Source organism: Thauera sp. 2A1 (genome assembly GCF_009469595.2).
Taxonomy (GTDB): domain Bacteria; phylum Pseudomonadota; class Gammaproteobacteria; order Burkholderiales; family Rhodocyclaceae; genus Thauera.
The window spans coordinates 51,955-66,799 of sequence record NZ_SSXV01000023.1 but is presented as its reverse complement, the minus strand read 5'-3'; the positions used below and the strand labels follow the sequence as shown (position 1 = coordinate 66,799).

Below are 14,845 nucleotides of genomic sequence, written 5' to 3'. Positions count from 1 at the left end.
GGTGGGGCTCCGGGCGTATGTGCGTTGTCGATACACGCAGCCTAGAGCGGTCAGAGGCCATTACGAACCAATGAATCTTCCATTGCATTCTCATTGCCGATATATGGCCGGGATATTCCGGCCATTGCATGACAAAGGCCGCGCGGCGCGTTTTTCACCCCGCACGGGCGCGAAAATCAGGCCTTGCGCGGGGCGAGCAGATGGCGCGCCAGTGCCAGCGTGTGGCGGCGCAATTCGGGCACCGCGATCGCTTCCCAATAAAGCGCCCGCAGCATCGGGCCGACGTAGTGCACGCCCGGCATCTTGCGGCCGTCCGCGCCGACCGGGTGGTACTGCTCGTCCACTTCGATGCCGATGTGCAGCGGGTCCGCCCGCAGGTAGCCTTCGTCGCGCAGTCGGGCGACGAGGGTGGGTTGCGACAGGCGATCGATGTCGTAGTCCGGGCCGGTGCAGTTGACCACCGCGGCGGCCTCGAGCACGCGTTCGCTGGCGTCAGCCCGCTGCCGCACGGTGACGTGCACACTGTCGCCGGTTTCCTCCAGCCGCAGCACCCGGCCGGCGACGACTTCCGCCTGGCCGGTTTGCTGCATTCCGCGCAGCCGGCGGTAGGCGGTCGGCGCCAGGCGGTGGCGATGGATGTCCCACCACGGACCGACGCGCGACAGCAGCCTTCGACGCTCCGTGGTCCGCAGCCGGCGCCAGATTTCGGGCGTGTGCGGGCGCAGCTCGTTGATGACGTCGCGCCAGTTGCCGCCGGCCTGCAGTCGACGCTTCACCTCGCGGCGGATCGCGCGCAGGTGGGCGAAGGCGGTCGGTCGCAGGTGCTCCAGATACGCCGGAAAGCCGGCGGTGTGCGGCGGGTGGGGAACCGTCCGGTGTCCCTTCGGCAGCAGGCCGCGTCGTGATATCAGGAAAATCTTGCGCGCATCGTCGCGGCTCGTGAGCCGGAACACCGCGTCGATGGCGGTGTGGCCGGTCCCGAGCACGACGACCGGCTTTCCCGCCGGGATATGGTCCATCGCGGCATAGTCCCATGGGTTGGCGACGTAGCGGCTTGAGCCGCGCAGTGCGTCGGCGAAGTGCAGCTTCTGCGCGCCCAGGTGGCCCAGCGCGAGCACCACCTCGTCGGCGTCCAACTGCTGCCCGTCGGCCAACGTGACCCGCAGGCGTTTGGGGCCGTCCTGCGGCGCAAGGCGGACGGCCTCGCCCTGAATCCGGCTGAAAGGCACACGGCTCGCGTGCTTGGCATGCTGCAGCAGGTGTTCGAGGTAGTCACCGAAGATGCGCCGCGGCACGAAGGAGCCGGCATGCAGCGCAGGGTCGATGTCCTGACAGAACTCGACGAAGTGATCGGGTTGCTCGGCCAGCGCGCTCATGTTCCCGGCGACGACGTTGAGCAACATGCTGTCGTCCCAGATTCGATAGGCCAGCCCACGGCCGGCGCGGGGGCGCTGCTCGATCAGTACGACTTCGAATTCGCCTCCTTTGGCTTCGCGCAGGATGTTGACGGCGGTGAGCGTGCCGCTGAAGCCGGCGCCGATGACGACCACGGTCCGTGGATGGGCGCCCGGCAGCGGATGTTGATTCATCGTCATGGTGTCGGCGCTCCGGGCAGGGCCGGATTCAGTAGGCGAGACATTTGAGGGCAAAGCGTTGGGGGCTGACGATCGCGGCGCGTTGAGCAGGCAGGCCCCAGGCGTAGCCCTGTGCGAGCGACGCCACCGGAGGCGCGGCGGTCCTGTCCTCCTGCCGGGTGATGATGAGGGTGGCGCGCTGGGCGATCGCCTGCAGTGCGTCCGCATCGCGCTCCGCGTCCACCGCATCGTCGCGGATCTTGACGTATTGGGGAGGCACGATCTGCGACAGCGTGTTCCACTGCGCCGGCGATGCGAGGTTCACCGCGGTGCCGAAGCCGTTCAGCCGGTAATTGCGCAACACGAAGGCGAGCAGGCCGGGTTGTTCGCTTGCCGCAACGGGTGTCTCGATGACCACACGGTCGGCTGGCAGGCCGAGCGCATCGAGCACCTTGCGGAAGGCGGCGCCGTGATCTTCGCTGACGGCCGCTAGCAGCCTCCCATGCACGTTCAGGAACAATAGGCTTTCGTCCTGCACCGAGGTGATGAAATTCAGCGCGTGCACCGTGCGTGCAAGCCGGTCGAGTGCGACGAGCCGATGATCGTCCGCGTTTGACGAGAACAGCGTCCATGGAGAAAGTTCGCGCTCGCCGCTGCCGTGTACGCGCAGGAAGGCCTCGAAGCCGACGGTGCGGCGAGCGGCCGGATCGACGATGGGCTGGAAGACGCTGGCCAGTTCACAGCCGAACCAGTCGCCGACCACGCCGCCGTCGGGCAGGCGGCGCAACTGGCGACCACCGTCGCGGTCGAGCGGAAGCCGGTCGAGAAAGGCGCGCGTGCGGGCGCCCGCTGTGTCGGCTGAGGGGATCATGTCGTGCTCCTTGGGGGTGTTCAGGCGGCCCATCGCCACTGCCCGAACGAGACTGCAGAAGGCGCAGCGACCTGGTCCTCGAGCGGCGGATGCTGCAGCACGCGGCGTAGCACGTCGTCCTCGAGCGCGGCGAAGGCAGCGCTGCCGCGCTCGCGCGGGCGAGCGAGCGGGACACGCAGGTCGAGCGCGATGCTGCCGTCCTCGATCAGCAGCACGCGGTCGGCCAGCGCCACCGCTTCGGCCACATCGTGGGTGACCAGCAGCGCGGTGAAGCCCTGCGCGAGCCAGAGTCGCTCGATGAGCTGGTGCATCTCGATGCGGGTCAGCGCGTCGAGCGCTCCCAACGGTTCGTCGAGCAGCAGCAGGCGCGGCCTGTGCACCAGGGCGCGGGCCAGTGCGACACGCTGGCGCTGCCCGCCGGACAGGCGTGACGGCCACTCGTCGGCGCGGTCGGCGAGACCCACGTCGGCCAGCGCCGCGAGCGCTGCGCGGCGCACGTCGGCGCGAGAACCGGGCAGCCCGAGCGCGACGTTGTCGACCACCGTCCTCCACGGCAGCAGGCGCGCGTCCTGGAACATGAGCCGCAGTTCGTCGCGGGTCTGCTGCAGCGCTTGGCCGTTGAGCGTGATGCCGCCGGCGCCGGGCTGCTCCAGCCCGGCGAGCAGGCGCAGCAGCGTGCTCTTGCCGCAACCGCTGCGGCCGACGATGGCGACGAATTCGCCTGCGTCGATGTCGAGGTTCACATCGTTCAGGACCTGACGTGCGGCATAGGCCTTGGACAAGCCGTCGAAACGGATGTGCACGCCGGATTTGCGCGCGTCGCCGGGCGCGGGGGCGCTGGTCAGGGCGCGGATTTCGTTCGAGTCGATGACACCCATTGGAGTCTCCTTCGCATTCGTTTCAGGCAGGGGCGTAAGCCGGGTTCCAGCGCAGCAGCCCGCGCTCGAGCAGCCGGGCGGCGACGTCGGCGAGCTTGCCGAGCACGGCGTAGAGCAGGATGGCGACGACGACGATGTCGGTCTGCAGGAATTCGCGTGCGTTCATCGCCATGTAGCCGATACCGGAGGTGGCGGAGATCGTTTCGGCGACGATCAGCGTCAGCCACATGAAGCCCAGCGCGTAGCGCACCCCCACCAGGATGCCGGGCAGGGCGCCGGGCAGGATCACGTGGCGGAACAAGCTCCAGCCCGACAGGCCGTAGGACCGACCCATCTCCACCAGCGAGGCATCCACCGCGCGGATGCCGTGGAAGGTGTTCAGGTAGATCGGGAAGAACACGCCGAGCGCGACGAGAAAGAGCTTGCCTTCCTCGCCGATGCCGAACCACAGGATCACCAGCGGGATCAGCGCCAGGTGCGGCACGTTGCGCACCATCTGCAGCGTGGTGTCGAACAGGTTCTCGGCCAGGCGGTAGCCGCCATTGATGAGACCGAAGAAGAAGCCGATGCCGCCGCCGATGGCGAAGCCGATCGCGGCGCGGGCGAAGCTCGCCTTCAGGTGGGTCAGCAGTTCGCCGGACGCGGCCAGCGTCCACGCGGCAGACAGCACCGCCGACGGCGCCGGCAGGATGCGGGTGGACAGCCAGCCGAGCTGCGCGACGGCCTGCCAGGAGGCGAGGATGGCCACCGGCACCAGCCAGGGCGTGATCTGGCCGAGCCAGCGCGGGCTCGGGGAGGAAATCGTGCTTGCCATGTCGGGATCTCGGTGTCCGGGGGAGGGCGTCGTGTCCGTTCCCCGGGATTCAACAGTTCATCGGGTGGGGCGCCAGACGACGGATGCGACGTCGAGCTTCTTCGGGATGAGCTTGAGCTCGCTCAGCGTGTCGGCCATCTGCTGCTGGTGCTTCACCACGTCGTCGGTGAGCGGCTTCACGCCGTAGCCGTAGCGCGACACCGACACCTCGGCGATCGCGGGTGGCAGGCCGATCTGCGGCGCGACGATGGCGGCCGCCTCCTTCTGGTTCTTGCCCACCCACAGGCCGGTCTCGTTGATCGACGCCAGCGCCGAAGCGAGCACCTGCGGGTGCTTGTGCACGAAGGGGCGGGCGGCGATGTAGAAGTTGTAGTTGTTGGCGATCCCCGTGCCGTCGGCGACGATGCGCGCGCCCAGTTGCGCTTCGGCCGCCGCTCCGAACGGGTCCCAGATCACCCAGGCGTCGACCGCGCCTTTCTCGAACGCGGCCCGCGCGTCGGCGGGCGGCAGGAACACCACCTCGACGTCGCTGTACTTCAGCTTCGCGGATTCGAGTGCCTTCACCAGCAGGTAATGCACGTTCGAGCCCTTGTTCAGCACGATGCGCTTGCCCTTCAGCTCGGCCAGCGTCCTGATCGGCGACTCCTTCGGCACCAGCACCTTCTCGGCGCGCGGCGCGGGCGGCTCGTTGCCGACGTACACCAGATCGGCGCCCGCCGCCTGGGCGAACACCGGCGGCGTCTCGCCGACCACGCCGAGGTCGATGCTGCCGACGTTGAGCCCCTCCAGCATCTGCGGCCCGGCCGGGAACTCGGTCCACGTCACCTTCACGCCTTCGGCCTTCAGCTTCGCTTCGAGGTCGCCGCGCGCCTTGACGATGGACAGGGTCGAACCCTTCTGCCAGCCGATGCGGATCTCGGGACTTTCCGCCAGCGCATGCGGGGCGGCGAGGGTGAGCGGTAGCGTGGCAGCGGCAAACAGGCCTTTGAGCAGGAAGCGGCGGTTCGTATTCATGGGATGGGCTCCTCGGGTTTTCGGATTCGATCGGGGAGACCGGATTGCGCCGGTCGATGGCGCAAATCTAAATAGCCGGCGGTTTTTCACGAACCAAGAAAATCCGCTTTGCTTAGGCGAGGGCGGATGGATTGCTCTGCAGAATTGGAGCAAAGGTGTTGTTGCATCTCGCCACTGCGGCCGTGCGACGCTATCATTCATGCTGCTCTGCAGCAGACGATGCGTCGCATCGCCAAGACTGACTGCCGGCACACCATGAACCCTTGCTGACGAGGCCTTCCCGATGGCTCTGGATACCTGGCTCGCTTTCTTTACCGCTTGTTGGGTGATCAGCCTTTCGCCGGGCGCCGGCGCCATCGCCTCGATGTCGTCCGGGCTGAACTTCGGCTTTCGCCGTGGCTACTGGAATGCGGTCGGGCTGCAGCTCGCGCTGATCGTGCAGATCGCCATCGTGGCTGCAGGGCTGGGCGCCATCCTGGCGACGTCCGAGTTTGCCTTCGAGGCCATCAAGTGGTTTGGCGTGGCCTATCTGGTTTACCTCGGCTGGAAGCAGTGGCGTGCCGCGCCTGACTCAATGGCCACCGACGACGCAGAAGTGGCGGTCGCACGGCCGCTGGCGCTGGTGATGCGCGGCTTCGTGGTCAATGCCAGCAACCCCAAGGCGATCGTCTTCATTCTCGCGGTGTTGCCGCAGTTCCTCGATTCCGGCCGGCCGCTGCTGCCGCAGTACCTGACGATGGCGGCGACCATGGTCACCGTCGATCTCGTCGTGATGGCCGGCTACACCGGGCTTGCCGCAAAGGTGTTGCGCCTGCTGCGCGAACCGCGTCAGCAGCGCATGCTCAATCGCGTGTTCGGCAGCCTGTTCGGCGCCGCCGCCGCGCTGCTGGCGACGGTCAGGCAGGCCGCGCACTAGGTCCGTATCCCGGCAGCCGGCCTGATTCCGGGCTTCAGTTCAACACGGATCTGGCGATCCATCCGACCACCGCGCATCCAGCGCCGGTTCTCGACCAGCTCCTGGTGCATGATCGCGATCTGCCCGACCGGCCCGCCGAAGCTGATGAAGCCGAGCTTGAGCCAGAAGGCGAAGGCTTTGCGGAAGCTGACCGTGGCGGGTGGCGTAGATTCCTGCGGCATGTCGCTGGGTGACATGAGTGCAGCGCTCCGGAGCGTTGATCGTCGGTAAGGCTCGTCGTCCTGGCGTGGCGGCGCCTCGTTCCCGGCCCCGATGCAGACCGGGTCAGGGCATGGTGATGGCCGAACCCGCAGCGAGACGCTGTTCCAACTCGTCGTCGCCGAGCGGGCGGCTGAACAGGTAGCCCTGGTAGGCGCGGCAGCCGTGGCTGACCAGGAAGTCGCGCTGAGCCGCTGTTTCCACCCCTTCGGCAATCACCGTGAGGCCCAGGCTTTCTGCCAGGACGATGATCATTCTGGCGATTGCCGCGTCGTTCGGGTCGACGAGGATGTCGCGGACGAAGCTCTGATCGATCTTGAGCTGATCGAGGGGCAGGCGCTTGAGGTAGGCGAGCGAGGAATAGCCTGTTCCAAAATCGTCCAGCGCGAAACCGACGCCGCCCGCCTTGAGGGCCTCCATCCTGACGATGACGCTCTCGATCTCCGTCACCAGAGAGCTTTCGGTGAGCTCCAGCTTGAGTCGGGCGGGGTTCGCCCCCGTCCGGGCGAGGATCGTCCGCACCTCGTCGACGAATCCGTCCTGGCGGATCTGCCGTGCACTCACGTTCACCGAGACGGTGAGGTCCGCGGTGCGTGGCGAGCTGGCCCAGCTTGCCAGCCTGGCGCATGCGGTCTCCAGCACCCAGCGCCCCAGCGGCAGGATGAGTCCGTTGTCTTCGGCCAGCGGGATGAACTCGCCGGGCGATATCACCCCGCGTTGGGGATGGCGGCAGCGCACCAGCGCCTCGACGCCCAGGATCCGGCCGGTCGCGGATACCTGCGGCTGGTACTGCAGGAAGAACCAGCCGGCATCCAGCGCATCCCAGAGCGAGGCCTCGAGTTCGGCGCGTTCCTGGATGTCGGCCTGCATCTGCGGATCGAAGAAGCGCAGGTCGTTGCGGCCAGCCACCTTGGCCTGGTACATCGCCAGGTCCGCCCGCTTCAGCGGTTCGTCCACGCTCTCATCCGGGTTCTTGCCGAACAGGGCGATGCCGATGCTCGCCGAGCAACGATGTTCGGCGCTCCCCAACTGGAAGGTCTTGTGCAGCGCCTGCAGGATGTGGCGGCCGACGGCCTCGGCGCGTTGGGCGGCCTCGACGTCGTGTTCGCTCAGGGATTCGAGCATGACCACGAATTCGTCGCCTCCCAGCCTGGCTACGGTGTCTTCCCTGCGTACGCAGGCACTCAGGACGTCGGCGACCTGCTGCAGGAGGCTGTCGCCCGCATGATGGCCGGCGGTGTCGTTGACCGACTTGAAGTTGTCCAGGTCGACGAACAGCAGCGCGCCGCGGCTCGCGCGCCGGGCGCAGGACCGGATTGCGTGTTGCAGCCGATCGAGGAGAAGGCGGCGATTCGGCAACTGCGTGAGCGGGTCGAAGAAGGCGAGCCGCTCGGCCTTCTCCTCCGAGGCTTTGCGTTCGGTGATGTCGCGCGCGGAGTTGAACAGGATGGGCTTGCCGTCGAGTTCCAGCGGAAACGACGCGATCTCGACCGGATAGATCCTGCCGCTGCTGTGGCGGAACTGCGATTCGATGGTGCGTACCGCCTTGGCATCGTAGGTGCGCTGGACTTCGCGGTTGATTTCCTGCTCAGACAGCAAGGCATCCCAGTCGCGGATGTTCAAGCCGATGACCTCGTTGCGCGGTTGCCCCAGCATTCGGCAGAAGGCGTCGCTGGCCTCGATGACGTTGCCCTGCAGGTCGGTGATGTGGATGCCGTCGCTCGCGTTCTGCAACAGGATCTGATTGCGTCGGTTCGCTCGCTCGTTCGCATCGAGCAGGCGCCACAGCAGCCACGCTGCGCAGATGGTGACGATGAGGAACAGCGCGGACAGGATGGCGCCCTTGCGGACGTCGTCCCACCATTGGGCCAGGTAGTCTTCCTCGCCCAGTCCCACCACCACGAAGGCCGGCATCAGCGAGAGCTTGCGGTAGGCGTCGATGCGGTTGATGCCGTCGGCGGTGCGGTCGCTGTAGAAGGTCGCCTGGGCGACACCCGACGCGATGATGTCGGCCAGCTCCGTCGAACCGCCCACGCTGCCCACCTTGCCGGCCGGCGATTTCGAAGGCGGAAAGCGCGCGATCAGCGTCATGTCGCTGTCGCGCATGAGGGCGATGCCGCGCGGCCCCAGCTTCAGACCCGACAGCAGCTTGCGGAAATTGCTGGCAGGAATCGCGGCGGTGACGATACCGGCGAAGCTTCCGTCCGGATGGTTGTAGCGGCGCGAGAAGACATTGATCCACGTTCCCGCGATGCGGCCCTTGAGCAGTTTGCTCGCCAGCATGCGGTCGTCCGGGTGCATCCGGTGTTCATTGAAGAACGGCCGATCCGCGTAGCTGACGTCGGTGTCGGCAGTGACGCCGTGCCCCAGCAGGACGGCTCCCGTCGCGTCGGCGACGCGGATCTCGGCGACGCCGGAGAGCCATTCCTCGCGCAGGGCGACCAGCGTCTCCGCGTCCCCCTTGGCGATCGTGCCCCGTTGGCGCAGGTCGATTTCCAGATTGTGCTGGATCTCGCGCAGCGATAGATCGACCTCGCGGGTCATCGCGGTGACGCTCTGGTCCAGCAGAAGCGCGAGGTTTTCGACAGTGGTGCGGACTTCCTGTTCCTGGCGCTCGCGCGCAGTACACAGCGTGTAGGCCATCAGCGCGAGGTTGAATACGTTCAGCAGCACGACCGTCGCGATCAGGGTGAGTAATACGGTCTTCCTGTTCTTCTGCAAGTTGCTGGCCATGCGTGTCCGGTAAATCAAATGACGGGGTGGGCGAGCTGTCGGTGCGCTCACCGCCGGTCGCCGCCAGGTCGGCCTTGCAATGCCACCACGTCGCTCGCAAGGGCTCGGGTCGTGCTCAGGCCGCGAGCGCCTGGCGCAGGTCCGCCAGCAGGTCGTCCACCGGCTCGATTCCCACCGAAATGCGCAGCAGGTCGTCCGGACAGCGCGTGCCGGGGCCCTCGACGCTGGCACGGTGCTCGATCAGGCTCTCCACCGAGCCGAGCGAGGTCGCGCGCTTGAACACCTGCACCCGGGCGGCGACTTCGCGCGCCGCGGCCTCGCCGCCCTTCACCCGGATCGACAGCATGCCACCGAAGCCGCCGTTCATCTGGCGGGCGGCGATGGCGTGGCCGGGGTCCGAGGCGAGGCCGGGGTAGAGCACCTGCGCGACCGCAGGGTGCGCCTCGAGCTCGGTGGCGATGCGCAGCGCGCTGGCGCTGGCGGCGCGTACCCGCAGGTGCAGTGTGCGCATGCCGCGCAGCAGCAGCCAGGCCTCGAACGGGCCCAGCACGGCGCCGCCGAGGGCGCGCATCATGCGGATGCGCTGCCACAGGGGCGAGTCTTCGCGGGTGACGAGCACGCCCGCGACCACGTCGGAATGGCCGTTGAGGTACTTGGTCGCCGAGTGCAGCACGACGTCCGCGCCCAGCTTCAGCGGCTGGCACAGCACCGGCGTCGGCACGGTGGAGTCGACGAGCGTCATCGCCCCGTGCTCGCGCGCCATGGCGCTTGCCGCCTCGATGTCGGCGACCTCCCAGGTCGGGTTGGCGGGTGTCTCCAGCCACAGCAGGCGGGTGGGGGCGGCCGCGAGCTGGCGGCGCATGTCGTCGAGGTCGGTGTTGTCGTAGAAGGCGAGCTGGATGTGGCCGTGCTCGGCCAGCTCCAGCAGCCATTTGCGCAGGCCCCAGTACATCGCATGCGGCGCGACGACGCGGTCGCCGGCATCGAGCGCCTGCAGCACCGCCGACGCCGCCGCATGGCCGGACGCGAGCAGCAGCGACTGCGCGCCGCCTTCCAGTTGGCGCAGCACCTCTTCCGCCTCCAGATAGGCGGGGCTGGCATCGCGCGCATAGACGCGCCCACCCGGGTAGCTGCCGTCGGCGGCGCGCTCGAATGTGCTCGCGAGGTGGATGGGCGGGACGATGTCGCGATACGGCTCGGCAACGCGGCCGAGGCCATGGACGGTGAGGGTTTCGACGGAGGTCATCGTGATGTCCTGGGGGCGGGGCGCAGCCGCGATGCGGCGGCCCGGCGGTGAAAAATGGTGCCTGTCTGCGGCACGCAAGCGGGCAGGCAGGAGGCGAAGTCCGAAATGCTAATCGGCCATGTGCCTGTTTGGCCACCGCCTGGCGTCGGCTGCGTTGTCGCAGGGCAATCCTGCTGCTGCCTGCGCCTGTGCGATGATCGTGGCCCATTGGCAGCCCCGAGGAAGGGAGAGAGATGAATCCGAACGATTTCCGGTGCGCGGCGCAGGCCGACAAGGTGTTGCGCGTGGTCATCCTGCGGCAGTGGGAGGCCGGCGCCGAGGAGGCGTCGACGCCGTGGAACGTCTGGGCCTTCGTGGCCGACGAGGACGAACCCGAACTGGCGGTGGGCCACCTGCTGCTGGGCGCCGACGACGAGATGTTGTGGTTCGAGCGCATCGACGATGCCTACGGTCATGTGCGGGGTTGCGGTTTCGCGCAGGGAATCCGCATCGAGGATCAGGTCGTCGCCCGCGGTGACGACGAAGAGCTATAGCCCGCGCACACGCGGCGACGGATCGCTGCGCGCAGATCCGCTGAGCACTCGTTAGCAGAAAACTGAATAACAAACGCGATTTTTATTATTTATTGATCGCAAGCCGGGGCTCTTAGACTCTGCTTCATTACGCAGACGAAAGATGCTCCCCATGTTCCTCATTCACGATGCTTCGGGCCGCGAGCCGTTCGGGAGGGCGCCATGAATGCCCCGGCCCGCTCCTTCCGCGTGCTGCCGGGCTTCCGGCTCACCCTTGGCTACACGCTGGCCTACCTGTCGCTGATCGTGCTGGTGCCGCTGGCGGCGGTGTTCCTGAAAACCTTTACGCTCACCTTCGATCAGTTCTGGGCAGTGGTCACCGCGCCGCGCGTGGTGGCGTCCTACAAGCTGTCCTTCGGCATGTCGTTGCTGGCGGCGGCGATCAACGCGGTGTTCGGCCTGATGCTGGCCTGGGCGCTGGTGCGCTACACGTTTCCGGGCAAGAAGCTGATCGATGCGCTGGTTGACCTGCCGTTCGCGCTGCCCACCGCGGTCGCGGGCATCGCGCTGACCGCGCTGTATGCGAAGAACGGCTGGATCGGCCAGTTGCTCGAGCCGCTGGGCATCCAGGTGGCGTTCAAGCCGCTGGGCGTGCTGGTGGCGCTGGTGTTCATCGGCCTGCCTTTCGTGGTGCGCACGGTGCAGCCCATCCTGGAAGACCTCGACACTGAGCTGGAAGAGGCTGCGGCCAGCCTGGGCGCGGTGCGCTGGCAGATCTTCCGCCACGTGATCCTGCCGGTGCTGCTGCCGGCACTGCTGACCGGTTTCGCGCTCGCTTTTGCCCGCGCGGTGGGTGAGTACGGCTCGGTGATCTTCATCGCCGGCAACATCCCGATGGTGTCGGAGATCACGCCGCTGATGATCATCACCAAGCTCGAGCAGTACGACTACACCGGGGCGACCGCGATCGCAGTGGTGATGCTGATGTTCTCCTTCACGCTGCTGCTGGTGATCAACGGCCTGCAGGCATGGACCGCCTCATTTCACAAACCCGGAACCGGGAGGAACCGCTGATGTCGGGCGCAGTGGCAATGCAGTGGAGCGGCGCAGGCGACGGTGCGGCCCGCTTCGAATCGAAGGCGGCGACGCGCGAGACGCCGCTCGTCAAGTGGATCATCATCGGCCTGTCGCTGAGCTTCTTCGCGGTGTTCCTGCTGATGCCGCTGGTGGCGGTCCTGGTCGAGGCGCTGCGCAAGGGCTGGGAGACCTACCTTACCGCGCTGCTCGACCCGGATGCGCTGTCGGCGGTGAGGCTGACGCTGCTCGCGGCGCTGATCGCGGTGCCGCTGAACCTGGTGTTCGGCGTCGCGGCGGCGTGGGCGATCGCCAAGTTCGAGTTTCGCGGCAAGCACTTCCTGATCACGCTGATCGACCTGCCGTTCTCGGTGTCGCCGGTGATCGCCGGCCTGATCTACGTGCTGGTGTTCGGCGCGCAGGGCTGGCTGGGGCCGTGGCTGTCGGAGCACGACGTCAAGATCATCTTCGCCGTGCCGGGCATCGTGCTGGCCACTGTGTTCGTGACCTTCCCTTTCGTCGCGCGCGAATTGATCCCGCTGATGGAGGCGCAGGGCAAGGAAGAGGAGGAGGCCGCGGTGGTGCTCGGGGCCAACGGCTGGCAGACCTTCTGGCATGTCACGCTGCCCAACATCAAGTGGGGCCTGATGTATGGCGTGATCCTCACCAACGCGCGGGCGATGGGCGAGTTCGGCGCGGTGAGCGTGGTGTCGGGCCACATCCGCGGCGAGACCAACACCCTGCCGCTGCACGTCGAGATTCTCTACAACGAATACCAGTTCGCCGCAGCCTTCGCGGTGGCCTCCCTGCTGGCGATGCTGGCTTTGGTCACGCTCGGCCTAAAGACGTGGGTGGAACATCGCGCCGCTGCGGCGCACAATGAAAAACAGGACGACGCATCATGAGCATCAGGGTCAGCAACATCGAAAAGCGTTTTGGCGATTTCGTCGCGCTGGACAAGGTCACCCTCGACTTTCCCACCGGCGAGCTCGTCGCCCTGCTGGGCCCCTCGGGTTGCGGCAAGACGACGCTGCTGCGCATCATCGCCGGGCTAGAGGCGGCCGACAGCGGCCGCGTGCTGCTCGACGGCGAGGACGCTTCCGGCACCCATGTGCGCGAGCGCCAGGTGGGCTTCGTGTTCCAGCACTACGCGCTGTTCCGTCACATGACGGTGTTCGACAACGTCGCCTTCGGCATGCGCATGAAGCCGCGCGCGCAGCGCCCGTCCGAGAAGCAGATCCGCGCCAAGGTGCATGAGCTGCTGGACCTGGTGCAGCTCGACTGGCTGGCGGACCGCTTTCCCGCGCAGTTGTCGGGCGGCCAGCGCCAGCGCATCGCACTGGCCCGTGCGCTGGCGGTGGAGCCGCGCGTGCTGCTGCTCGACGAGCCTTTCGGCGCGCTCGACGCCAAGGTGCGCAAGGAGCTGCGGCGCTGGCTGCGCAAGCTGCACGACGAGCTGCACATCACGTCAATCTTCGTCACCCACGACCAGGAGGAGGCATTGGAAGTGGCCGACCGCGTGGTGCTGATGAACCGTGGCCGCGTGGAGCAGGTGGGGACGCCGGAGGAGGTCTATCGCCGGCCGGCGACGCCTTTCGTGTATGGCTTCCTCGGCTCGGTGAATCTCTTTCACGGCCGTGTCGATGGCGAGGCGGTGCGCGTGGGCGAGGACGTGCTGCCGCCGGATGCGCTGACACACGAGTCGGGGACGTTCGATCACGGTGCCGAGGTGGTCGCCTTCGCCCGTCCGCACGAGCTGGACATCGTTGTCGATGTGGCGTCGACCGCAGGGGTGGCGGCGAGGGTGAGCCGCATCCTGGCTTTCGGTGTCACCGCACGGGTGGAACTCGACGGCATCAATGGCACCACCGGCCAGCATTTCGAGGTGGAGCTCACCCGTGAGCAGGTCGCCGCCCTCGGCCTGGCCGAGGGACAGGCGGTGCGGCTGGTGCCGTCGCGCCTCAAGGTGTTCGAGCGCGAGACAACGGGAGCAGGAGCGGGAGCGGCAGCATGAACTTTCAGCAGTTGCGCATCATCCGCGAGACCGTGCGGCGCGGCTTCAACCTCACCGAGGTGGCCAACGCGCTGTTCACCTCGCAGTCCGGGGTGTCCAAGCACATCAAGGATCTCGAGGACGAACTCGGCATCGAGCTCTTCGTGCGCAAGGGCAAGCGCCTGCTCGGCCTCACCGAGCCGGGCAAGGAACTCGTGGTGATGGTCGAGCGCATGCTGCTCGACGCCGGCAACATCAAGCGCCTGGCCGAGCAGTACAGCAACCGCGACGAGGGCACGCTGACGATCGCCACCACCCACACTCAGGCGCGCTATGCGCTGCCCAAGGTGGTGACCAGCTTCAAGCACGCCTTCCCCCGGGTCTATCTGAAGCTGCACCAGGCAAGTCCCGAGGAACTGGTGCAGATGCTGCTCGACGGCGAGGCGGACATCGGCATCGCGACCGAGGCCGTCGCCGAGGTGCCCGAACTGGCCTCATTCCCCTACTACAGTTGGCACCACTCGGTGCTGGTGCCGGCAGGCCATCCGCTCGAATCGGTACAGCCGCTGACGCTGGCGGCGATCGCGCGCTTTCCCGTCATCACCTATCACGAAGGCTTCACCGGCCGCGCGCGCATCGACCAGGCTTTCGCCCGCGCGGGGCTGGTGCCGGACGTCGCGATGTCGGCCCTGGACGCGGACGTGATCAAGACCTATGTGGAGCTCGGCCTGGGGGTCGGCATCCTGGCGTCGATGGCCTTCAATCCGGCGCGCGATGGCGGCCTGCGCTGTCTGGACAGCCGCCATCTGTTCCCCGAGAACGTCACCCGCATCGCGGTGCGCCGCGGGCACTACCTGCGCGGCTTCGCCTATCGTTTCATCGAACTGTGCGCGCCGGAGCTGACCGAGGCGATGGTGAGCCAGGCGCTTGCCAGGCCGGTGAGCGAGGCGGCGGCCTGAATC

The 14,845-nt window shown here is 67.2% G+C and carries 13 protein-coding genes and 1 pseudogene; 6 read left to right on the top strand and 8 right to left on the bottom strand.

The features are described 5' to 3' along the window. Positions 1-176 precede the first annotated feature (176 nt). From GH664_RS18015 to GH664_RS17995, 5 genes are read right to left on the bottom strand one after another with little or no spacing between them, the layout of a single operon-like run. Entirely contained in the window at positions 177-1,595 is a 1,419-nt protein-coding gene (locus GH664_RS18015; protein ID WP_228111600.1) for an FAD/NAD(P)-binding protein, read from the bottom strand. Positions 1,596-1,623: 28 nt separating this feature from the next. Further along, on the bottom strand, positions 1,624-2,445 hold the full coding sequence (locus tag GH664_RS18010; RefSeq protein WP_153169444.1) for an EAL domain-containing protein: 822 nt from the start codon (positions 2,443-2,445) through the stop codon (positions 1,624-1,626). Between the two features lie 20 nt (positions 2,446-2,465). After that, a complete protein-coding gene (locus GH664_RS18005; RefSeq protein WP_153169443.1) occupies positions 2,466-3,323 on the bottom strand; it encodes an ATP-binding cassette domain-containing protein in 858 nt (285 codons plus the stop codon). Positions 3,324-3,345: 22 nt separating this feature from the next. Then, entirely contained in the window at positions 3,346-4,137 is a 792-nt protein-coding gene (gene ssuC / locus GH664_RS18000) for an aliphatic sulfonate ABC transporter permease SsuC (protein ID WP_228111599.1), read from the bottom strand. A gap of 57 nt (positions 4,138-4,194) precedes the next feature. Beyond that, a complete protein-coding gene (locus GH664_RS17995) occupies positions 4,195-5,151 on the bottom strand; it encodes a sulfonate ABC transporter substrate-binding protein (protein ID WP_153169442.1) in 957 nt (318 codons plus the stop codon). A gap of 283 nt (positions 5,152-5,434) precedes the next feature. Between GH664_RS17995 and GH664_RS17990 the strand changes: the two genes are divergently transcribed. Continuing rightward, complete coding sequence (locus tag GH664_RS17990; RefSeq protein ID WP_153169441.1) at positions 5,435-6,067, top strand: LysE family transporter; 633 nt, start codon at positions 5,435-5,437, stop codon at positions 6,065-6,067. A gap of 74 nt (positions 6,068-6,141) precedes the next feature. On the opposite strand, the pseudogene GH664_RS17985 reads toward GH664_RS17990, so the two are convergent. The 3 genes and pseudogenes from GH664_RS17985 to GH664_RS17975 form a co-directional block, all read right to left on the bottom strand. Then, positions 6,142-6,303, bottom strand: a pseudogene (locus GH664_RS17985) (chromate transporter); the annotation flags it as partial. Positions 6,304-6,391: 88 nt separating this feature from the next. Then, positions 6,392-9,058, bottom strand: coding sequence for an EAL domain-containing protein (locus GH664_RS17980; protein ID WP_228111598.1), 2,667 nt, complete (start codon positions 9,056-9,058; stop codon positions 6,392-6,394). A 115-nt stretch (positions 9,059-9,173) separates the two neighbouring features. Then, complete coding sequence (locus GH664_RS17975) at positions 9,174-10,304, bottom strand: PLP-dependent aspartate aminotransferase family protein (protein WP_153169440.1); 1,131 nt, start codon at positions 10,302-10,304, stop codon at positions 9,174-9,176. 233 nt (positions 10,305-10,537) lie between these two features. Between GH664_RS17975 and GH664_RS17970 the strand changes: the two genes are divergently transcribed. The 5 genes from GH664_RS17970 to GH664_RS17950 all read left to right on the top strand — a co-directional run bounded on the left by GH664_RS17970 (position 10,538) and on the right by GH664_RS17950 (position 14,842). Further along, a complete protein-coding gene (locus GH664_RS17970; RefSeq protein ID WP_153169439.1) occupies positions 10,538-10,837 on the top strand; it encodes a hypothetical protein in 300 nt (99 codons plus the stop codon). 201 nt (positions 10,838-11,038) lie between these two features. Beyond that, positions 11,039-11,890 carry a sulfate ABC transporter permease subunit CysT gene (gene cysT / locus GH664_RS17965; protein ID WP_153169438.1) on the top strand — a complete coding sequence of 284 codons (852 nt, stop codon included), beginning with the start codon at positions 11,039-11,041 and terminating at the stop codon, positions 11,888-11,890. Then, positions 11,890-12,795: a sulfate ABC transporter permease subunit CysW gene (gene cysW / locus GH664_RS17960; protein ID WP_153169437.1), complete on the top strand. Its 906-nt coding sequence runs from the start codon at positions 11,890-11,892 to the stop codon at positions 12,793-12,795. Before cysT ends, cysW begins: the two co-directional genes overlap by 1 nt. Next, positions 12,792-13,904: a sulfate/molybdate ABC transporter ATP-binding protein gene (locus GH664_RS17955; RefSeq protein ID WP_153169436.1), complete on the top strand. Its 1,113-nt coding sequence runs from the start codon at positions 12,792-12,794 to the stop codon at positions 13,902-13,904. The genes cysW and GH664_RS17955 overlap by 4 nt, the downstream gene beginning before the upstream one ends. Further along, a complete protein-coding gene (locus GH664_RS17950; protein ID WP_153169435.1) occupies positions 13,901-14,842 on the top strand; it encodes a CysB family HTH-type transcriptional regulator in 942 nt (313 codons plus the stop codon). Before GH664_RS17955 ends, GH664_RS17950 begins: the two co-directional genes overlap by 4 nt. Positions 14,843-14,845: the final 3 nt, after the last annotated feature.